At 65.2% G+C, this 14,569-nt stretch carries 10 protein-coding genes; 6 read left to right on the top strand and 4 right to left on the bottom strand.

Going from position 1 to position 14,569, the window contains the following annotated elements; genetic code table 11:
* The first annotated feature begins 56 nt into the window (after positions 1–56).
* Positions 57–2,114: a Stk1 family PASTA domain-containing Ser/Thr kinase gene (gene pknB / locus ACLKOZ_RS14280; RefSeq protein WP_436475901.1), complete on the top strand. Its 2,058-nt coding sequence runs from the start codon at positions 57–59 to the stop codon at positions 2,112–2,114.
* Positions 2,115–2,250: 136 nt separating this feature from the next.
* Here pknB and ACLKOZ_RS14275 read toward each other — a convergent pair whose 3' ends face one another.
* Together ACLKOZ_RS14275 and ACLKOZ_RS14270 are read right to left on the bottom strand one after the other, a co-directional pair.
* Positions 2,251–3,642: a class II 3-deoxy-7-phosphoheptulonate synthase gene (locus ACLKOZ_RS14275; RefSeq protein WP_337347734.1), complete on the bottom strand. Its 1,392-nt coding sequence runs from the start codon at positions 3,640–3,642 to the stop codon at positions 2,251–2,253.
* A gap of 71 nt (positions 3,643–3,713) precedes the next feature.
* On the bottom strand, positions 3,714–4,511 hold the full coding sequence (locus ACLKOZ_RS14270; RefSeq protein ID WP_337351491.1) for a lysophospholipid acyltransferase family protein: 798 nt from the start codon (positions 4,509–4,511) through the stop codon (positions 3,714–3,716).
* Between the two features lie 122 nt (positions 4,512–4,633).
* Between ACLKOZ_RS14270 and ACLKOZ_RS14265 the strand changes: the two genes are divergently transcribed.
* From ACLKOZ_RS14265 to ACLKOZ_RS14255, 3 genes are read left to right on the top strand one after another with little or no spacing between them, the layout of a single operon-like run.
* Positions 4,634–5,422 (top strand): alpha/beta hydrolase, encoded by a 789-nt coding sequence (locus ACLKOZ_RS14265; protein WP_436475898.1) that lies wholly within the window; start codon positions 4,634–4,636, stop codon positions 5,420–5,422.
* Complete coding sequence (locus ACLKOZ_RS14260; protein WP_337351493.1) at positions 5,419–6,249, top strand: alpha/beta hydrolase; 831 nt, start codon at positions 5,419–5,421, stop codon at positions 6,247–6,249. The genes ACLKOZ_RS14265 and ACLKOZ_RS14260 overlap by 4 nt, the downstream gene beginning before the upstream one ends.
* The gene (locus ACLKOZ_RS14255; protein WP_337351494.1) at positions 6,242–6,847 is read left to right on the top strand and encodes a hypothetical protein; all 606 of its coding nucleotides are present in this window, start codon (positions 6,242–6,244) and stop codon (positions 6,845–6,847) included. Before ACLKOZ_RS14260 ends, ACLKOZ_RS14255 begins: the two co-directional genes overlap by 8 nt.
* Before the next feature lie 13 nt (positions 6,848–6,860).
* Here the strand turns inward: ACLKOZ_RS14255 and ACLKOZ_RS14250 are convergent, their stop codons facing one another.
* Positions 6,861–7,952 (bottom strand): ROK family glucokinase, encoded by a 1,092-nt coding sequence (locus ACLKOZ_RS14250; protein ID WP_436475893.1) that lies wholly within the window; start codon positions 7,950–7,952, stop codon positions 6,861–6,863.
* Between the two features lie 174 nt (positions 7,953–8,126).
* On the opposite strand from ACLKOZ_RS14250, the gene ACLKOZ_RS14245 reads away from it, so the two are divergent.
* On the top strand, positions 8,127–9,935 hold the full coding sequence (locus tag ACLKOZ_RS14245) for an AMP-dependent synthetase/ligase (protein WP_337347728.1): 1,809 nt from the start codon (positions 8,127–8,129) through the stop codon (positions 9,933–9,935).
* A 94-nt stretch (positions 9,936–10,029) separates the two neighbouring features.
* On the opposite strand, the gene ACLKOZ_RS14240 is transcribed toward ACLKOZ_RS14245, so the two are convergent.
* The gene (locus ACLKOZ_RS14240) at positions 10,030–13,425 is read right to left on the bottom strand and encodes a pyruvate carboxylase (protein ID WP_337351496.1); all 3,396 of its coding nucleotides are present in this window, start codon (positions 13,423–13,425) and stop codon (positions 10,030–10,032) included.
* Between the two features lie 304 nt (positions 13,426–13,729).
* Between ACLKOZ_RS14240 and ACLKOZ_RS14235 the strand changes: the two genes are divergently transcribed.
* Complete coding sequence (locus ACLKOZ_RS14235) at positions 13,730–14,551, top strand: ParA family protein (protein WP_337351497.1); 822 nt, start codon at positions 13,730–13,732, stop codon at positions 14,549–14,551.
* Positions 14,552–14,569: the final 18 nt, after the last annotated feature.

Here is a 14,569-nt window from a genome sequence, read left to right as displayed (position 1 = left end):
GGGTCCGGATCGCATGTTGATTCGGGCCCGTTTCATTGCGGGATTAGGATCGTAGGGTGCAGGAATACGTGTCTGACCGACTTGTTGGAACGCTGGTGGACAACCGCTACGCCGTCCAGTCCAAGCTCGCGCGCGGCGGAATGTCCACCGTCTACCTTGCTACAGACCTCAGGCTTGAGCGCGAAGTTGCCCTCAAAGTACTGCACCCGCACCTTGCCAGCGACGACACCTTCCTCGGCAGGTTGGGCCGCGAGGCAAAGGCAGCGGCCAGGCTTTCCCATTCGCATGTGGTTGGTGTCCTCGACCAAGGCAATGACGGCCAGACGGCCTACCTCGTGATGGAGTACATCAAAGGCCACACGCTGCGGGACGTCATCACGTCCAAGGGCGCGTTGCCACCCAGGCTCGCCCTCGCACTCATTGACCCCGTCGTCGAGGGGCTCGGAGCGGCACACTCCGCCGGCATGATCCACCGCGACATCAAACCCGAAAACGTCCTGATCGCCGACGACGGCAGGATCAAAGTGGGCGACTTCGGCCTCGCCCGGGCCGTCACCACGTCCACCAGTACGGGTGCACTCATTGGCACCGTGGCCTATCTCTCCCCCGAACTGGTGCTGGGCAAGCAGGCCGATGCCCGGAGCGACATCTACTCTGTCGGGATCATGCTGTATGAAATGCTTACCGGCCGGCAGCCTTTCGACGGCGATGTTCCCATCCAGGTGGCGTACCAGCATGTCAACGGGACTGTGGGGCCGCCGTCGGCGCTGGTGCCGGGCCTTGCCGCGGAAGTCGATGAGCTCGTGCAGTGGTGTACTGCCAACGACCCCGAGAACCGGCCCGTGGACGGTATGGCCCTGCTCCAGGAACTCCGCCACATCCGGACCAACCTCACCGACCGCGAACTGGACCTGCAGCCGCCTGCGGCGCTGGAGGCCGGCCTCCAGAACCCTACTGAGGTCATCGCCCGTACCAACAACCCCACAACAGTGATGTCACCGCTTGCGCCTCCGGAAAGGCCGCCACGGTTTCCGCCCCCCTCGTTTGGGGACAACGCCACGTCGGTCGTTCCCGCCGCCCCATTCCCTCCCGCCGCGTATGTCCCCTATCCGGATACGTCGCCGGCTCCCCTGACCAAGCGCGCCCGGCGCAAGGCAGAGAGGGACGCCGAGAAGGCCAGGTCGCGGGCCGCGGCAACCCCGCTCCGGTCCCTGCGCGACGGCAACCCCAGGCGTCGCGGTGCCCTGTGGGTGGTCATCCTGATCATCGCCGCGCTCTTAGCCACCGGAGCCGGCTGGTTCTTCGGCATGGGTCCGGGGTCGCCAGGGACCATCCCGGCGGTCGCCAACAAAACGGTGGCACAGGCGCAGCAGCTGCTGAATGAGGCAGGGTTCCAGTCCAGCACCCGCGACGTCTTCGACGACGACGTTCCGTCCGGCCTTGTAGTGGGAACGGATCCTGTAGCCGGAACGGAGACCCGGAAATTTCAGCCGGTGGCATTGTTTGTCTCCAAGGGCCCCCAGCTGTTTGAACTGCCGAAACTGACCGGCATGACACTGGACGAAGCCAAATCCGAGCTCAACAAGGCAGAGATGGCCTTGGGCACCGTTACCGAGAAATTCGACGAAGGCATCGCTGCCGGCATGGTCCTGGCCCAGGACCCTGCCTCCGGGACCCCGGCGCGGCACGGAACGCCAGTGGCCTTGACCGTTTCCAAGGGACCGGAGCCCATTCCGGTTCCGTCCGTCGTCGGGATGGATGAGGACGACGCCGTTGACGCCATCGAAGCGGCAGGCCTCAAGGCAGACGTCGCCAAGGACAAGGTCAACGACCGCAACGTGCCCAAAGGTTCGGTTGCCGCGCAGTCGCCACCCAACGGCACCCTCACCCGCGGCGGTACAGTCATGCTCACCATCTCCGACGGTCCGAAGATGGTGAAGGTTCCCAGTTACGTGGGCAAACAGGCCAAGGAAGCCGAACAGGCACTGCGTCAGCTCGGCTTCGACGTGAAAGTCAACAACATCCTTGGCGGCTTCTTCGGAACCGTCCGGGACCAGGATCCGGCTAATAAAGAGGTTCCAGAGGGCTCCGTCATCACCCTGACCGTGGTGTAGCGTCACGCAGTTCGGCTGCGCCCAGTGGCAACATCGCCTGGAATCCGCGGCCACCCAGCTCCAGGAAACGCAAAAGGATGCCTCCCGTGACGCAAAGTCCGGGAGGCATCCTTTTCAGCTGAAGCGGGTGGAGCGCCTAGTGCTTGGCGAGTGCCCCTGCGACCAGGAACGCCATTTCGAGCGACTGCATGTGGTTCAGGCGCGGATCGCAGACGGACTCGTAGCGGTCCAGGAACGCCTCCTGGTCAATGGGATCGGCGCCGCCAAGGCACTCGGCGACGTCGTCACCCGTCATCTCAACATGCAGGCCGCCCGGAACCGTGCCCAGGGCGTGGTGGACTTCAAAGAATCCGCGGACTTCGTCAATGACGTCGTCGAAGTTGCGCGTCTTGTAGCCATTAGGCGACGTGACGGTGTTGCCGTGCATCGGATCGGTTACCCACAGGACCTGGGCGCCGGACGCAGTGACTTTCTCGACGACGGCCGGGAGCTTCTCCCGGATGTTCTTCGCACCCATGCGCGTGATGAAGGTGAGCCGTCCGGGCTCACGCTCCGGGTCCAGCTTGTCGATAAGGCGCAAGGCATCATCGCCGGTGGTGGAGGGGCCGAGCTTCACGCCGATCGGATTCCGCACCCGGGACAGGAAGTCGATGTGCGCGTGATCCAGCTCGCGCGTGCGCTCCCCGATCCACAGGAAGTGGGCCGAAGTGTCGTAGGGGAACCCTGTGCGGGAGTCGATGCGCGTCAGCGCGCGCTCGTAGTCCAGGAGCAAGGCTTCGTGGCTGGCGAAGAACTCCACGCGCTTGAGCGCTTCGAAGTCGGCGCCGCAGGAGGCCATGAACTTGATGGCACGGTCGATATCGCGGGCCAAGGACTCGTAGCGGGCATGGGCGGGGTTTTCGGTGAAGCCCTTGTTCCACTGATGCACTGAACGCAGGTCCGCGAACCCGCCCTGGGTAAAGGCCCTGATGAGATTCAGGGTGGATGCCGAGGTGTGGTAGGCCCGCAGCATCCGGGATGCGTCGTGGCCGCGGGACTCCGGCGTGAAATCGTAGCCGTTGACGATGTCGCCGCGGTAGGCGGGAAGCGTCACGCCGTCGCGGGTTTCATCATTCGAGGAGCGGGGCTTGGCGAACTGGCCAGCCATCCGGCCCATCTTGATGACGGGCATGGCTGCACCGTAGGTGAGTACCACGGCCATCTGGAGGATGGTTTTGACGCGGGCGCTGATCTTGTCCGCCGTGGCCGCTTCAAAGGTCTCTGCGCAGTCCCCGCCCTGAAGCAGGAAGGCTTTGCCCTGGGCCGCGGCTGCCAGCCGCTCGCGAAGGATGTCCACCTCGCCGGCGAAAACCAGCGGCGGCAACACGGACAGCTCCTTGACCGAAGCGTCGAATACGTCCTTGTCCTGCCAGCTGGGCTGCTGGGAGATCGGGAGGTCGCGCCAGTCATCCAATCCCGGATAGTTGGCGGCGCCGCTCTGGGCGGTACTGGACAGCGAGAAGGCGGGTTTTGCGGATAGCTCAGTCACCCTCTAAGACTAGTGTCCCGGAGGCTCATCCGGACACCCGGCCGTCACGCGCGGGGGCGGCCGGCGTCACATCATCCCGCGGCAGGGGTCCCGTCGTCGTCCCGCTGACCGGGATTAGACGGGCCGCCAGTGCCGGCATCAGGCTTTTCGGCGGGGCCGGTGTCGGTGCTGGCCGCAGGCTCGGCCTGCTTGCCCGCGAGCTGCAGCTTCACCACCGCGGCGTATTCGTCCACGTACTCCTGGCCCGAGAGCCGCATCAGCTCGAACATGATCTCGTCGGTCACTTTGCGTTGTACCGCGCGGTCTTCCGCTTGACCCTGGTACCTGCTGAAGTCCAGAGGTTCGCCGAAGATCATACCGATCCGGCGGATGTGCGGCAGGCGCTTGCCGATGGGCTGAACCTTGTCCGTCCCGATCATGGCCACGGGAATAACGGGAACCCCGGCCTGCAGGGCAAGCTTTGCCACACCGACCTTGCCCCTGTAGAGGCGGGCGTCCGGGCTGCGCGTGCCTTCGGGGTAGATCCCGAGCAGACCGCCACCGGTCAGGACGTCCATGCCGGCGTTGAGGGAAACAGCCGACGCGGCACCGCCGGACCTGTCCATGGGGAGCTGGTTGGTCAGCCGGAAGAACAGGGCCGTGAGCCGGCCTTTGAGTCCGGTGCCGGTGAAGTACTCGGACTTGGCCAGGAAGATCACCGGGCGGGGCACCATGAGCGGCATAAAGATTGAATCGGAAAATGACAGGTGGTTGGAGGCGAGGATGGCTGCGCCCTCCGCCGGAACGTTGTCCAGGCCTTTGACCCAAGGGCGGAACAGGAGCCGCAGCACCGGACCCAGGAAGATCCTTTTCATAACCCAATAGAACACGTGACTAACCTCTCCGGAAGGCAGCCAGCACTCAATCTGCTAGCACTGAATCGGGCAGGGCCGGCATTCCACTGCAACCCTACTCTAGTGAGATTTGTCCCGAACAGTGACACGATGGACTCATGACAGAAAGCAGCATCCCGCCCCGGCCTGCCGCTTTCAGCTACCCCGGCCACGGGCCAAATGCGAAGACCGGAATCGCCATCTGCCACGGTTTCACGGGGAGCCCCCTCAGTGTCCTGCCGTGGGCTGAACATCTCGCGTCCCAGGGCTTCGCCGTTTCCGTGCCGCTTCTTCCAGGGCATGGGACCGACTGGAGGCAGCTGGCGCGCTGCAACTGGCATGACTGGCATCGCTCGTTTGAAGCGGCTTACGTGGACCTCGCCGCCCGCACTGACACCTGCTTCGTGGCAGGCCTCTCCATGGGCGGGGCCATCGCCCTCCTGACTGCTTCCAGGCACGCCGTCGCAGGAGTCTCCGTGGTCAACCCCGGCCTGAGCTTCTATGACCGCCGGGTGCGGGTCATCGGAGTGCTGAAGTACTTCCAGCAGACCACGCTGCCTATCCAGGAGGACCAGTCCACAGCCGCCGTCACAGACGACGGAGACTATTCCCGGACTCCCCTGGCCGCCGTTCACGAGCTGAAAAAACTCTTCGGCGCCGCCATTCGGGGCCTTCCGCGGGTAGCTGCGCCCGTACAGGTATTCAAATCAACAATGGATGCCGTCGTTCCGCCATCATCGCTGGCCATGCTGAGGCGCCGGCTGGGCGGACATCTGGTGGAAGTAGTTGACCTGCCGAACAGCAGCCATGTGGCTACCCTGGATGCCGACGCCCCCGAAATTCTTGCCAAATCCACAGCGTTCTTCCTCGAGCACGCCACCCGCCCCATTACGTCGGAGACTTCATGACAGCGCTTCCGGACCACAGCCCGTTCCGCAGTGCCTTCCGCGGTGACGGACCACGCATCGGCGTGGTGCTCTCGCATGGCTTCACCGGCAGCCCTCATGGGCTGCGGGCCTGGGCCGCGGCCCTGGCTGAGGCAGGCTTCGCCGTGCGGATGCCGCTGCTGCCCGGGCACGGCACCACCTGGCAGGAACTGGCGCGGACACGCTGGCCCCAATGGCACGGCGCCCTGGACGACGCTTACCTGGAGCTGGACGCAGAATGCGATCACGTTTTTTCTGCGGGCCTGAGCATGGGTGGGGCCTTGGCATTGCGCGTCGCGGCCACGAGGCCCGTTGCCGGGGTCATCCTGGTCAACCCGGGACTGGTCATCGATGATCCACGTGCGCCCTTGGCCGGCATCCTGAAGCTGGTGCTCAAGAGCACGCCGGCCATCGCCAACGACATCCTGAAACCCGGCATGGATGAGGGCGCCTACCCCCGAACCCCGGTGGCTGCCGCCCACGAACTGAACAAGTTATTCAAGGACACCATCCGACTGCTCCCCCGGGTCACCGCGCCAGTGCGTGTTTTCCGTTCCAGCGTGGACCACGTGGTGTCCGACTCAAGCATCGCGGCTTTACGCCGTGGCCTCACGCACGCGCCGTTGCAGCTGACCCGCCTCGAGAACAGCTACCACGTGGCAACCCTGGACAACGACGCCGAACAGATCTTCGAAGGTTCTGTGGAGTTCATCCGTTCGATCATCCCGGCGTCGGCGCCGGCCGGCACCACTCACGCAGCACCAGACCACCAGGTGGCTGCCAGCCAGGAGGGCACCGCCCATGACTAGGCCCGATTCCGGTTCCCCGGACCCGAGCGCCAACCAGGACGACGCCGTATGGCTGGATCTGGTGGCACGCCTGGAAGGTTCTCCGGCAGGCCCCGATGTGCCAATCCGGCCCGTCGAAGCCGCTGCACCTGATGAAGCGGCTGAAAAAGGTTCCACGGAAAGGCCAGCCTCCGGCACGGAGGGCGCGGGAAAGCCTGGCGGTTCGGCCAGCTTCCGGGATTTTGACCCGTTAGGGCTGGCACCGTCCGCCCCTGCCGAGCTGTCGGCAGCAGAGCGGCTGTCTGCCGCATCGCCTGGAAGTCCGGAGAGCGGTGAGGACTCCGCGCAGGGCCCGCGGGACTACACTGCGGAGGACGACGACGGCAGCTTCGTACCGGAAGAACCCCCCAGCCTCGCCGGGACGGACCCTCTGACCATGCTCGCGTGGCTGGGCGCGGTGGGCGGACCGGTCGCGCTGCTCCTTTCCGCCATGTTCTGGCGCTCTGCCCCGCTGCTGGCCATCCTGGGGATTGTGGCAGTGTTTGTCCTGGCGGTGGTCTACCTGATCATGAAACTCCCCCAGGAAAAGGATGAGAACGACGACGGCGCCCGGGTCTAGGGTTTAGGGGCCCTCAGCTGCGCATCCGGCTGCTGACCCGGGACAGGTCTGCCGCCCCAATCAGCCCCGCGTTGGGTCCCAGCGCGGCAAGCTCAATGCCGGCCGCCGGGCGGAAACCCCGGCCGGTGAGGTTCCTGGCGAACGCCTTCCTCGCTGGCTCCACCAAGAGGTCTCCGGCAGAGCATAGGCCGCCACCAATAACAAACAGGCCGGGATCCAGGGCCGCTGCCAGGTTGGCAAGTCCCAGCCCCAGCCATTCACCGACTTCGTCAAGCAGTTCCCGGGACGCGGCGTCGCCGGCCAGGGCAAGGTCCGTGACGATCGCCCCGGTGATAGCCCCGGGGTGTCCGTCAACGGCCGCGAGCAGCTCCTGTGCTACGGGCGAATTTGCCTGCGCGAGAATCCGGGCTTCCCGCCCCAAGGCGTTGCCGGAGGCATACTGTTCCCAGCAACCGCGGTTTCCGCACTCGCACCGGTGGCCGCCGGGCATGATGATCTGGTGGCCAAACTCCCCTGCCACGCCAAAACGTCCGCGCTCGACCCGTCCGTCAAGCACCATGGCGCCGCCGATGCCGGTCCCCAGCGTGATGCAGACGAGCCTGCTCTCGCCCTGACCGGCACCAAAGCGCCATTCCGCCCAGGCCGCCGCATCGGCGTCGTTAGTGAGCAGGACCGGCCTGCGGAGGAGTCGCTGGAGGTTTTCCCTTAACGGCTCGTTGCGCCAGGCGAGGTGGGGGCTGAACAGGACGGTGCCGCCGTCGAGGTCCATCCATCCTGCCGCGCCGATCCCCACCGACCAGATACGGTGCCCCGCCCCCAGCTCTTCAACAAGTTCGACGATGACGCGCTCCACAGCCCTGGGATCACTGCCGGGGGTTGAGCGCCGGGCTTCGCTCAGGATCCTGCCGTCAGCATCCACCACGCCGGCAGCAACCTTGGTCCCGCCGATATCGATTCCGATGGCAAGTCCCTTCCGGCCCAGCCGGAGGTGCTCGCGGAACGTTGCCCCTGGCCGGGACCGGGCTGGAAGCGTGGGCGGCCGCCGCTTCCAGGGTGCCGGGCGTCGGAGGGGGCCGGCCTGGGCGCCGGGGGGCGGTTCATACATAGTTCCTCATTCTAGGCCGAGGGACACGCCCTCCCGGGTATCCGCACGGTCCGCGGAACACCTCGCGTTGACGCGTAAGTTACTGGCCAGTAGGTTTATTACTGCACTGCCGGGTACAGGCGTACTAGTGTTAGACATACCCTGTCCGGGCCTACGGATATCAAAGGAGCTATAGTGCGCGAATTCAGCGTTCCGCCGCTGGTTGTTGTCCCCCCTGAAACCAACATCACAGACCTTGTGCTGCGACAGGCAGCCAAGCCGAGCAACCCATCGCTTTTCTCGCGGCTGGACTCAGCAGGCGCCTGGCAGGATGTGTCCGCAAAGGATTTCCTGGCTGACGTCCAGGCGCTGGCCAAAGGCCTAATGGCCAGCGGTGTCAACGCCGGGGACAGGGTTGGAATCATGTCCCGCACCCGTTACGAGTGGGCTTTGGTGGACTTTGCCATTTGGTTCGCCGGTGGTGTGTCGGTCCCCATTTACGAGACCTCGTCCCCGTCACAGGTTGCCTGGAACCTCGGCGACTCCGGCGCGGTGGCCGCGTTCGGCGAAGCCGCCCACCACGAGGACATCATCCGGCAAGCGGCCACCTCGGAAGGGCTGACAGCCCTGCAGCATGTTTGGCAGCTCGAAGGCAACGGCCTGGACGCCCTCCGTGAAGCAGGCCGGGACGTCAGCGACGCCGACCTCGAGACCCGACGCAGTTCCGCCAATCTGGACGACACCGCCACGATTATCTACACGTCAGGGACCACGGGCCGGCCCAAGGGCTGCGAACTCACCCACGGGAACTTCGTCGAACTCTCGGAGAACGCCCTCGAGATCATCGGCGAGATCGTCCATGAGAACGCCAAGACCATTATGTTCCTGCCCTTGGCACACGTTTTTGCGCGCTTTATCTCCGTCCTTGCCATGGCAGCTGGTACCACGGTTGCCCACACGCCGGACATCAAGAAGCTCCTCGCGGACCTGCAGAGCTACGAACCCACGTTCATCCTCGCCGTGCCCCGTGTCTTCGAAAAGGTCTACAACTCAGCCCTGACCAAAGCGGAGGACGGCGGCAAGGGAGCCATCTTCCACAAGGCCGCTGACACCGCCATAGCTTTCTCCAAGGCACGCCAGAATGGGCGCGTAGGCCTCGGCCTGAAGCTACGGCATGCCCTCTTCGACAAGCTGGTGTACAGCAAACTGCGGGCTGCCATGGGCGGCCAGGTTGCCCACGCAGTATCTGGCGGCGGCCCGCTGGGTGAGCGCCTGGGCCACTTCTTCCAAGGCATCGGCCTGCAGGTTCTCGAAGGCTACGGCCTGACCGAAACCACAGCCCCGATCTCGGTCAACACACCTTCGCTGATCAAGATCGGATCTGTGGGCAAACCGCTGCCGGGGAACGCAGTCAAGATTGCCGAGGACGGCGAGATCCTGGCCAAGGGCGTCTGCGTGATGCGCGGCTACTACAAGCGGGAGGACCTCACGGCGGAGACTTTTGCCGACGGATGGTTCCGCACCGGCGACATCGGCCGCCTCGACGAAGACGGCTTCGTCTGGATCACCGGCCGTAAGAAGGAGATTATCGTCACCGCAGGCGGCAAGAACGTCATCCCCGCCCTGTTGGAGGACCAGATCCGCGCCGATGCCCTGGTTTCCCAGGTCTTGGTGGTGGGAGACAACCGGCCGTTCATCGGTGCCCTGGTGACTCTGGACCAGGAGGCATTGCCGGGATGGCTGCAGCGCCACGGGCTGCCGGCCACCACAACGCTTGAGGAGGCAGCGGACAATCCCGTAGTCAAGGCCGCTGTGCAGGACCTCATCACCCACGCGAACAACTCTGTTTCCCAGGCTGAGGCCATCAAGTCCTTCCGGATCGTTGCCGCCGACTTCACCGAAGCGTCGGGCCACCTGACCCCGTCCATGAAGGTCAAGCGGGCCCAGGTTATGAAGGACTTCGAAACCGTCATCGAAGAGATGTACGCCGCGCCCCGGCACTGATGCGAAACTGACCGAAACTGAAAAGGTCCTCCCGGCGTGAGCCGGGAGGACCTTTTCAGTTAATGCGGTTGCTGCGGAACTTCAGCCCTGGCAGTTACTCGACCACCAGGAGCAGATCCCCGCCCTGGACCTGCTCAACAGTGGAGATGGCGAGGCGTGAAACCTTGCCGCCCACCGGCGTCGTAATCGAGGCTTCCATCTTCATCGCTTCGATCGTGGCAACGGTGTCACCGGCATTGACCGTATCGCCGGCCTTGACGGTGACAGTCACCGCACCGGCGAACGGCGCGGCGACGTGGCCCGGCTGGGCCGGGTCCGCCTTCTCGGCGGCTTTGACGTTGCTCACCACTGAACGGTCACGGACGACGACAGGACGGGACTGCCCGTTGAGCGTGCACATGACCGTGCGCATGCCCTTTTCGTCCGGCTCGGACACTGCTTCCAGCGAGGCGATCAGGCGAACGCCCTTTTCCAGCTGGATCTCGTGCTCCTGCCCGCGCTGCAGGCCATAGAGGTAATCCCTGGTGTCCAGCACAGAGATGTTGCCATACGTTTCCACGCTCTTGAGATAGTCCTTGGTGGGACCGTCGAAGAGCAGCCGGTTCAACGTGTGCTGGCGGGTCTTGGAATCGCCCTGCAGTGCGGCGCTGTCCTCGGGGCTGAGCTCCACGTCGCGGACCTTGATGCTGCGGCCCTGGAGGGCCTTGGTCCGGAACGGTTCCGGCCAGCCTCCGGGCGGGTCGCCGAGTTCACCGGACAGGAAGCCGATGACGGAGTCGGGGATGTCGTAGTTCTGCGGGTTCTCGTTAAAGTCCGCGGGGTCGGCGTTGAGTCCGACGAGGTGGAGCGCGAGGTCGCCCACGACCTTCGAGGAGGGCGTGACCTTCACCAGGCGGCCCAGGATGCGGTCCGCCGCGGTGTACATGTCCTCGATGGCTTCGAAGCGCTCCCCCAGGCCCAGCGCCATGGCCTGCTGGCGGAGGTTGGAGAGCTGGCCGCCCGGGATTTCGTGCTGGTAAACCCGGCCGGTGGGGCCCGGCAGGCCCGATTCGAACGGCGCATAGACGCGCCGCACAGCCTCCCAGTAGGGCTCCAGGGAGCTCACGGCTGCCAGGCTCAGCCCGGTGTCACGCGGGGTGTGCGCCAGCGCCGCCACGAGGGCCGACGCCGAGGGCTGGCTGGTGGTTCCGGCCAGCGAGGCGGATGCCACGTCTACCGCATCCACACCCGCGTCCACGGCTGCCAGGAGGGTTGCCAGCTGGCCTCCGGCGGTGTCGTGGGTGTGCAGGTGGACCGGAAGGTCGAACCGCTCACGGAGTGCGGCCACCAGTTTCGCGGCGGCAGCTGGACGGAGCAGGCCGGCCATGTCCTTGATGGCAAGGATGTGAGCGCCGGCGTCCACAATCCTCTGGGCCAGCTCGAGGTAGTACTCGAGCGTGTACAGCTTCTCATCCGGGTTCAGGAGGTCGCCCGTGTAGCAGAGGGCTACCTCGGCGACCGCGGTGCCGGTGGCCCGGACTGCACGGATTGCGGGGGCCATCTGGTTGACGTCGTTCAGGGCGTCGAAAATCCGGAAGATGTCGATGCCGGTGGCGGCTGCCTCATTGACAAACGCCTCCGTGACCTCTTCGGGGTACGGGGTGTAGCCCACGGTGTTCCGGCCACGGAGCAGCATCTGCAGGCAGACGTTCGGCAGCGCCTTCCGGAGCGCGGCAAGGCGGTCCCACGGGTCCTCGCCGAGGAAGCGCAGCGCGACGTCGTAGGTGGCGCCGCCCCAGGCCTCAACGGAGAGCAATTCCGGGAGCAGGGCAGTGACGGCCGGGCCCGCAGCTACCAGGTCGCGGGTCCGGACCCTGGTAGCGAGCAGGGACTGGTGGGCGTCGCGGAAGGTGGTGTCTGTGACAGCCACCGCTGTCTGCTCACGAAGAGCCTTGGCGAAGCCCTCCGGGCCCAGTTCCAGGAGCCGCTGGCGGGATCCCGGCTGAGGTTGCGTGCCTGCAACCGAAGGCAGCTTGGCTGCGGGGTTGGAGTGGACGGTGAGCTCGCCGTTCGGCTTGTTCACCGTGACCTCGGCCAGCCAGGTCAGCAGCTTGGTGCCGCGGTCAGCGGAAACCCGGGCTTTCAGGAGCTGGGGGCGTTCGTCGATGAAGTTGGTCGCCACGTTGCCGGCAATGAAGTCGGGATCGTCCAGGACCGCCTGCAGGAACGAAATGTTGGTGGAGACGCCACGGATTCGGAACTCGGCAAGGGCACGGCGGGCGCGGGCCACGGCGGCAGGGTAATCGCGGCCACGGCAGCTGAGCTTCACCAGCATGGAGTCGAAGTGCGGGCTGATTTCGGCACCTGAGTACACGGTGCCGCCGTCGAGCCTTACACCGGCGCCGCCGGCAGAGCGGTAGCCGGTGATCTTCCCGACGTCCGGCCGGAACCCGTTGGCAGGGTCCTCGGTGGTGATGCGGCACTGCAGGGCTGCGCCCTTGAGCTGGACCGTCTCCTGGGAGAGTCCCAGGTCCGCGAGCGTTTCGCCGGAGGCGATCCGCAGCTGTGCCTGCACCAGGTCCACGTCCGTGACTTCTTCGGTAACAGTGTGCTCCACCTGGATGCGTGGGTTCATCTCAATGAACACGTGCTGGCCGGCCCGTTCACCGACGGTATCGACCAGGAACTCGACCGTACCGGCGTTGACGTAGTTCAGTGCCTTGGCGAACTTAACCGCATCCCGGTACAGCGCCTGGCGGATCCCCTCGTCAAGGTTGGGCGCGGGGGCGATCTCAATAACCTTCTGGTGGCGGCGCTGGATGGAACAGTCACGCTCAAAGAGGTGCATGACGTTGCCTTCGGCATCGGCGAGGATCTGGACCTCGATGTGCCGCGGCCGCAGGACGGCCTGCTCCAGGAACATGGTGGGATCACCGAACGCCGCATCCGCTTCGCGCATGGCGGACTGCAGGGCTTCCGGAAGGGCTTCGCGCGTGTCCACCCGGCGCATGCCGCGCCCGCCGCCGCCGGCTACTGCCTTGGCGAAAATGGGGAACCCGATCTCGTCGGCCGCGGCGATGAGCTCATCGAGGTCCTTCGACGGCTGGCTGGACTTCAGGACCGGGACGCCTGCCTTCCGGGCAGCTTCCAGGGCGGCAACCTTGTTGCCTGCGAGCTCCAGGACTTCAGCCGGCGGACCAACGAACGTAATGCCCGCTTCCTTCGCGGCACGGGCAAGGTCCGGGTTCTCGGAGAGGAATCCGTAGCCAGGGTAGATGGCGTCAGCACCGGACTCCTTGGCCACACGGACCACTTCGGCCACGTCAAGGTAAGCCCTGACCGGATGGCCTTCCTCACCGATCAGATAAGCCTCATCGGCCTTCTGGCGGTGGATCGAGTTACGGTCCTCGTTCGGAAAAACAGCAACGGTCTTGGCGCCCAGCTCGTAGCCGGCGCGGAATGCCCTGATCGCGATTTCGCCGCGGTTGGCCACCAGAATCTTGGAAAACATACTTCTCCTGCATCATTGCGGGTGTATCGGTAAGTGGTCACAGTGTCTAAGACCCGCGCTTAGAAATACAAATCATTGTGGCCACCATCACAGAACTTACCGTCATGTCCCGGGAGCTTTGACCGGGATCGCCGGGCCCAGCTGTTGCCATCATGCCGAGGTGCCATGCCGACGCCCGATAAAGCAGGAATCGCCGGCGCATCCACATATGATGAGTAGGGCGGCAGGAGCCGTCCGGCTTCGGCACTGCCGGAGCAAACATTACCCCCAACACGGCAGCCGGCGTTAGGTTTTGGTCTCTCAAGTGCAAGTAGTCAGCATCAGCAGCCTCAAGGGCGGAGTCGGCAAGACTTCCGTCACCACAGGATTGGCGTCTGCGGCGCTTGCCGCGGGCATCCCCACATTGGTGGTGGACCTCGATCCCCACGCGGATGCGACCACGGCACTGGGCGTACAGCCCGGCGACCAGCTGGACATCGGGCGAATGCTCAAGAGCCCGCGCAAGGCCAAACTCGCGGAAAACGTGGTGGGAAGCAGTTGGACGGCCCGGACGCATTCAAACGGTTCCGGGCCTGCCGTCCTGGATGTCGCCGTCGGCTCCGCATATACCGGCATCTACGACCGCCCCGACCTGGGCCGCCGCGACCTCCGCCGGCTCTCAACTGTGCTGGCCGGCGCAGATCACTACGAGCTTGTCCTGATCGACTGCCCGCCTTCCCTCAACGGCCTGACCAGGATGGCCTGGTCGGCCAGCGACAAGGTGGCGCTGGTGGCCGAGCCGGGGCTGTTCTCCGTGGCGGGAACCGAACGTACCATGCGGGCCATCCAACTGTTCCGGCAGGAGTTCGCCCCGAACCTTTCACCCGCCGGCATCGTAGCCAACCGGGTGCGCACCGGCTCCTCCGAGCACACCTACCGGCTTGCTGAGATGGAATCGATGTTCGGCGAACTCCTGCTTAGCCCCCGCATCCCCGAACAGGCGAACTGGCAGCAGATCCAGGGTGCGGCGCATCCCGTGCACCACTGGCCGGGTGACTCGGCGAAATCGGCTGCCGCGCTCTTCGATACCCTGCTGGCCAACCTCCTCGCCGTCGGCAACGGGCTGCGGAGCCGCAGCCAGCGCTAGGCGCCGCAATGCGGAAGA

Origin of the sequence: Arthrobacter sp. R4 (assembly GCF_051365025.1) — a bacterium.
GTDB lineage: Bacteria > Actinomycetota > Actinomycetes > Actinomycetales > Micrococcaceae > Arthrobacter.
Note: the sequence above shows the minus strand (reverse complement) of the source record. Positions and strands in the feature narration are given on the sequence as shown.

Excerpts from the sequence above, each read along its gene's own strand:
- ACLKOZ_RS14265 (WP_436475898.1), top strand. The coding sequence starts at position 4,634 with ATGACAGAAAGCAGCATCCCGCCCCGGCCTGCCGCTTTCAGCTACCCC.
- ACLKOZ_RS14255 (WP_337351494.1), top strand. The coding sequence starts at position 6,242 with ATGACTAGGCCCGATTCCGGTTCCCCGGACCCGAGCGCCAACCAGGAC.
- ACLKOZ_RS14240 (WP_337351496.1), bottom strand. The coding sequence starts at position 13,425 with ATGTTTTCCAAGATTCTGGTGGCCAACCGCGGCGAAATCGCGATCAGG.
- ACLKOZ_RS14250 (WP_436475893.1), bottom strand. The coding sequence starts at position 7,952 with ATGTATGAACCGCCCCCCGGCGCCCAGGCCGGCCCCCTCCGACGCCCG.
- ACLKOZ_RS14260 (WP_337351493.1), top strand. The coding sequence starts at position 5,419 with ATGACAGCGCTTCCGGACCACAGCCCGTTCCGCAGTGCCTTCCGCGGT.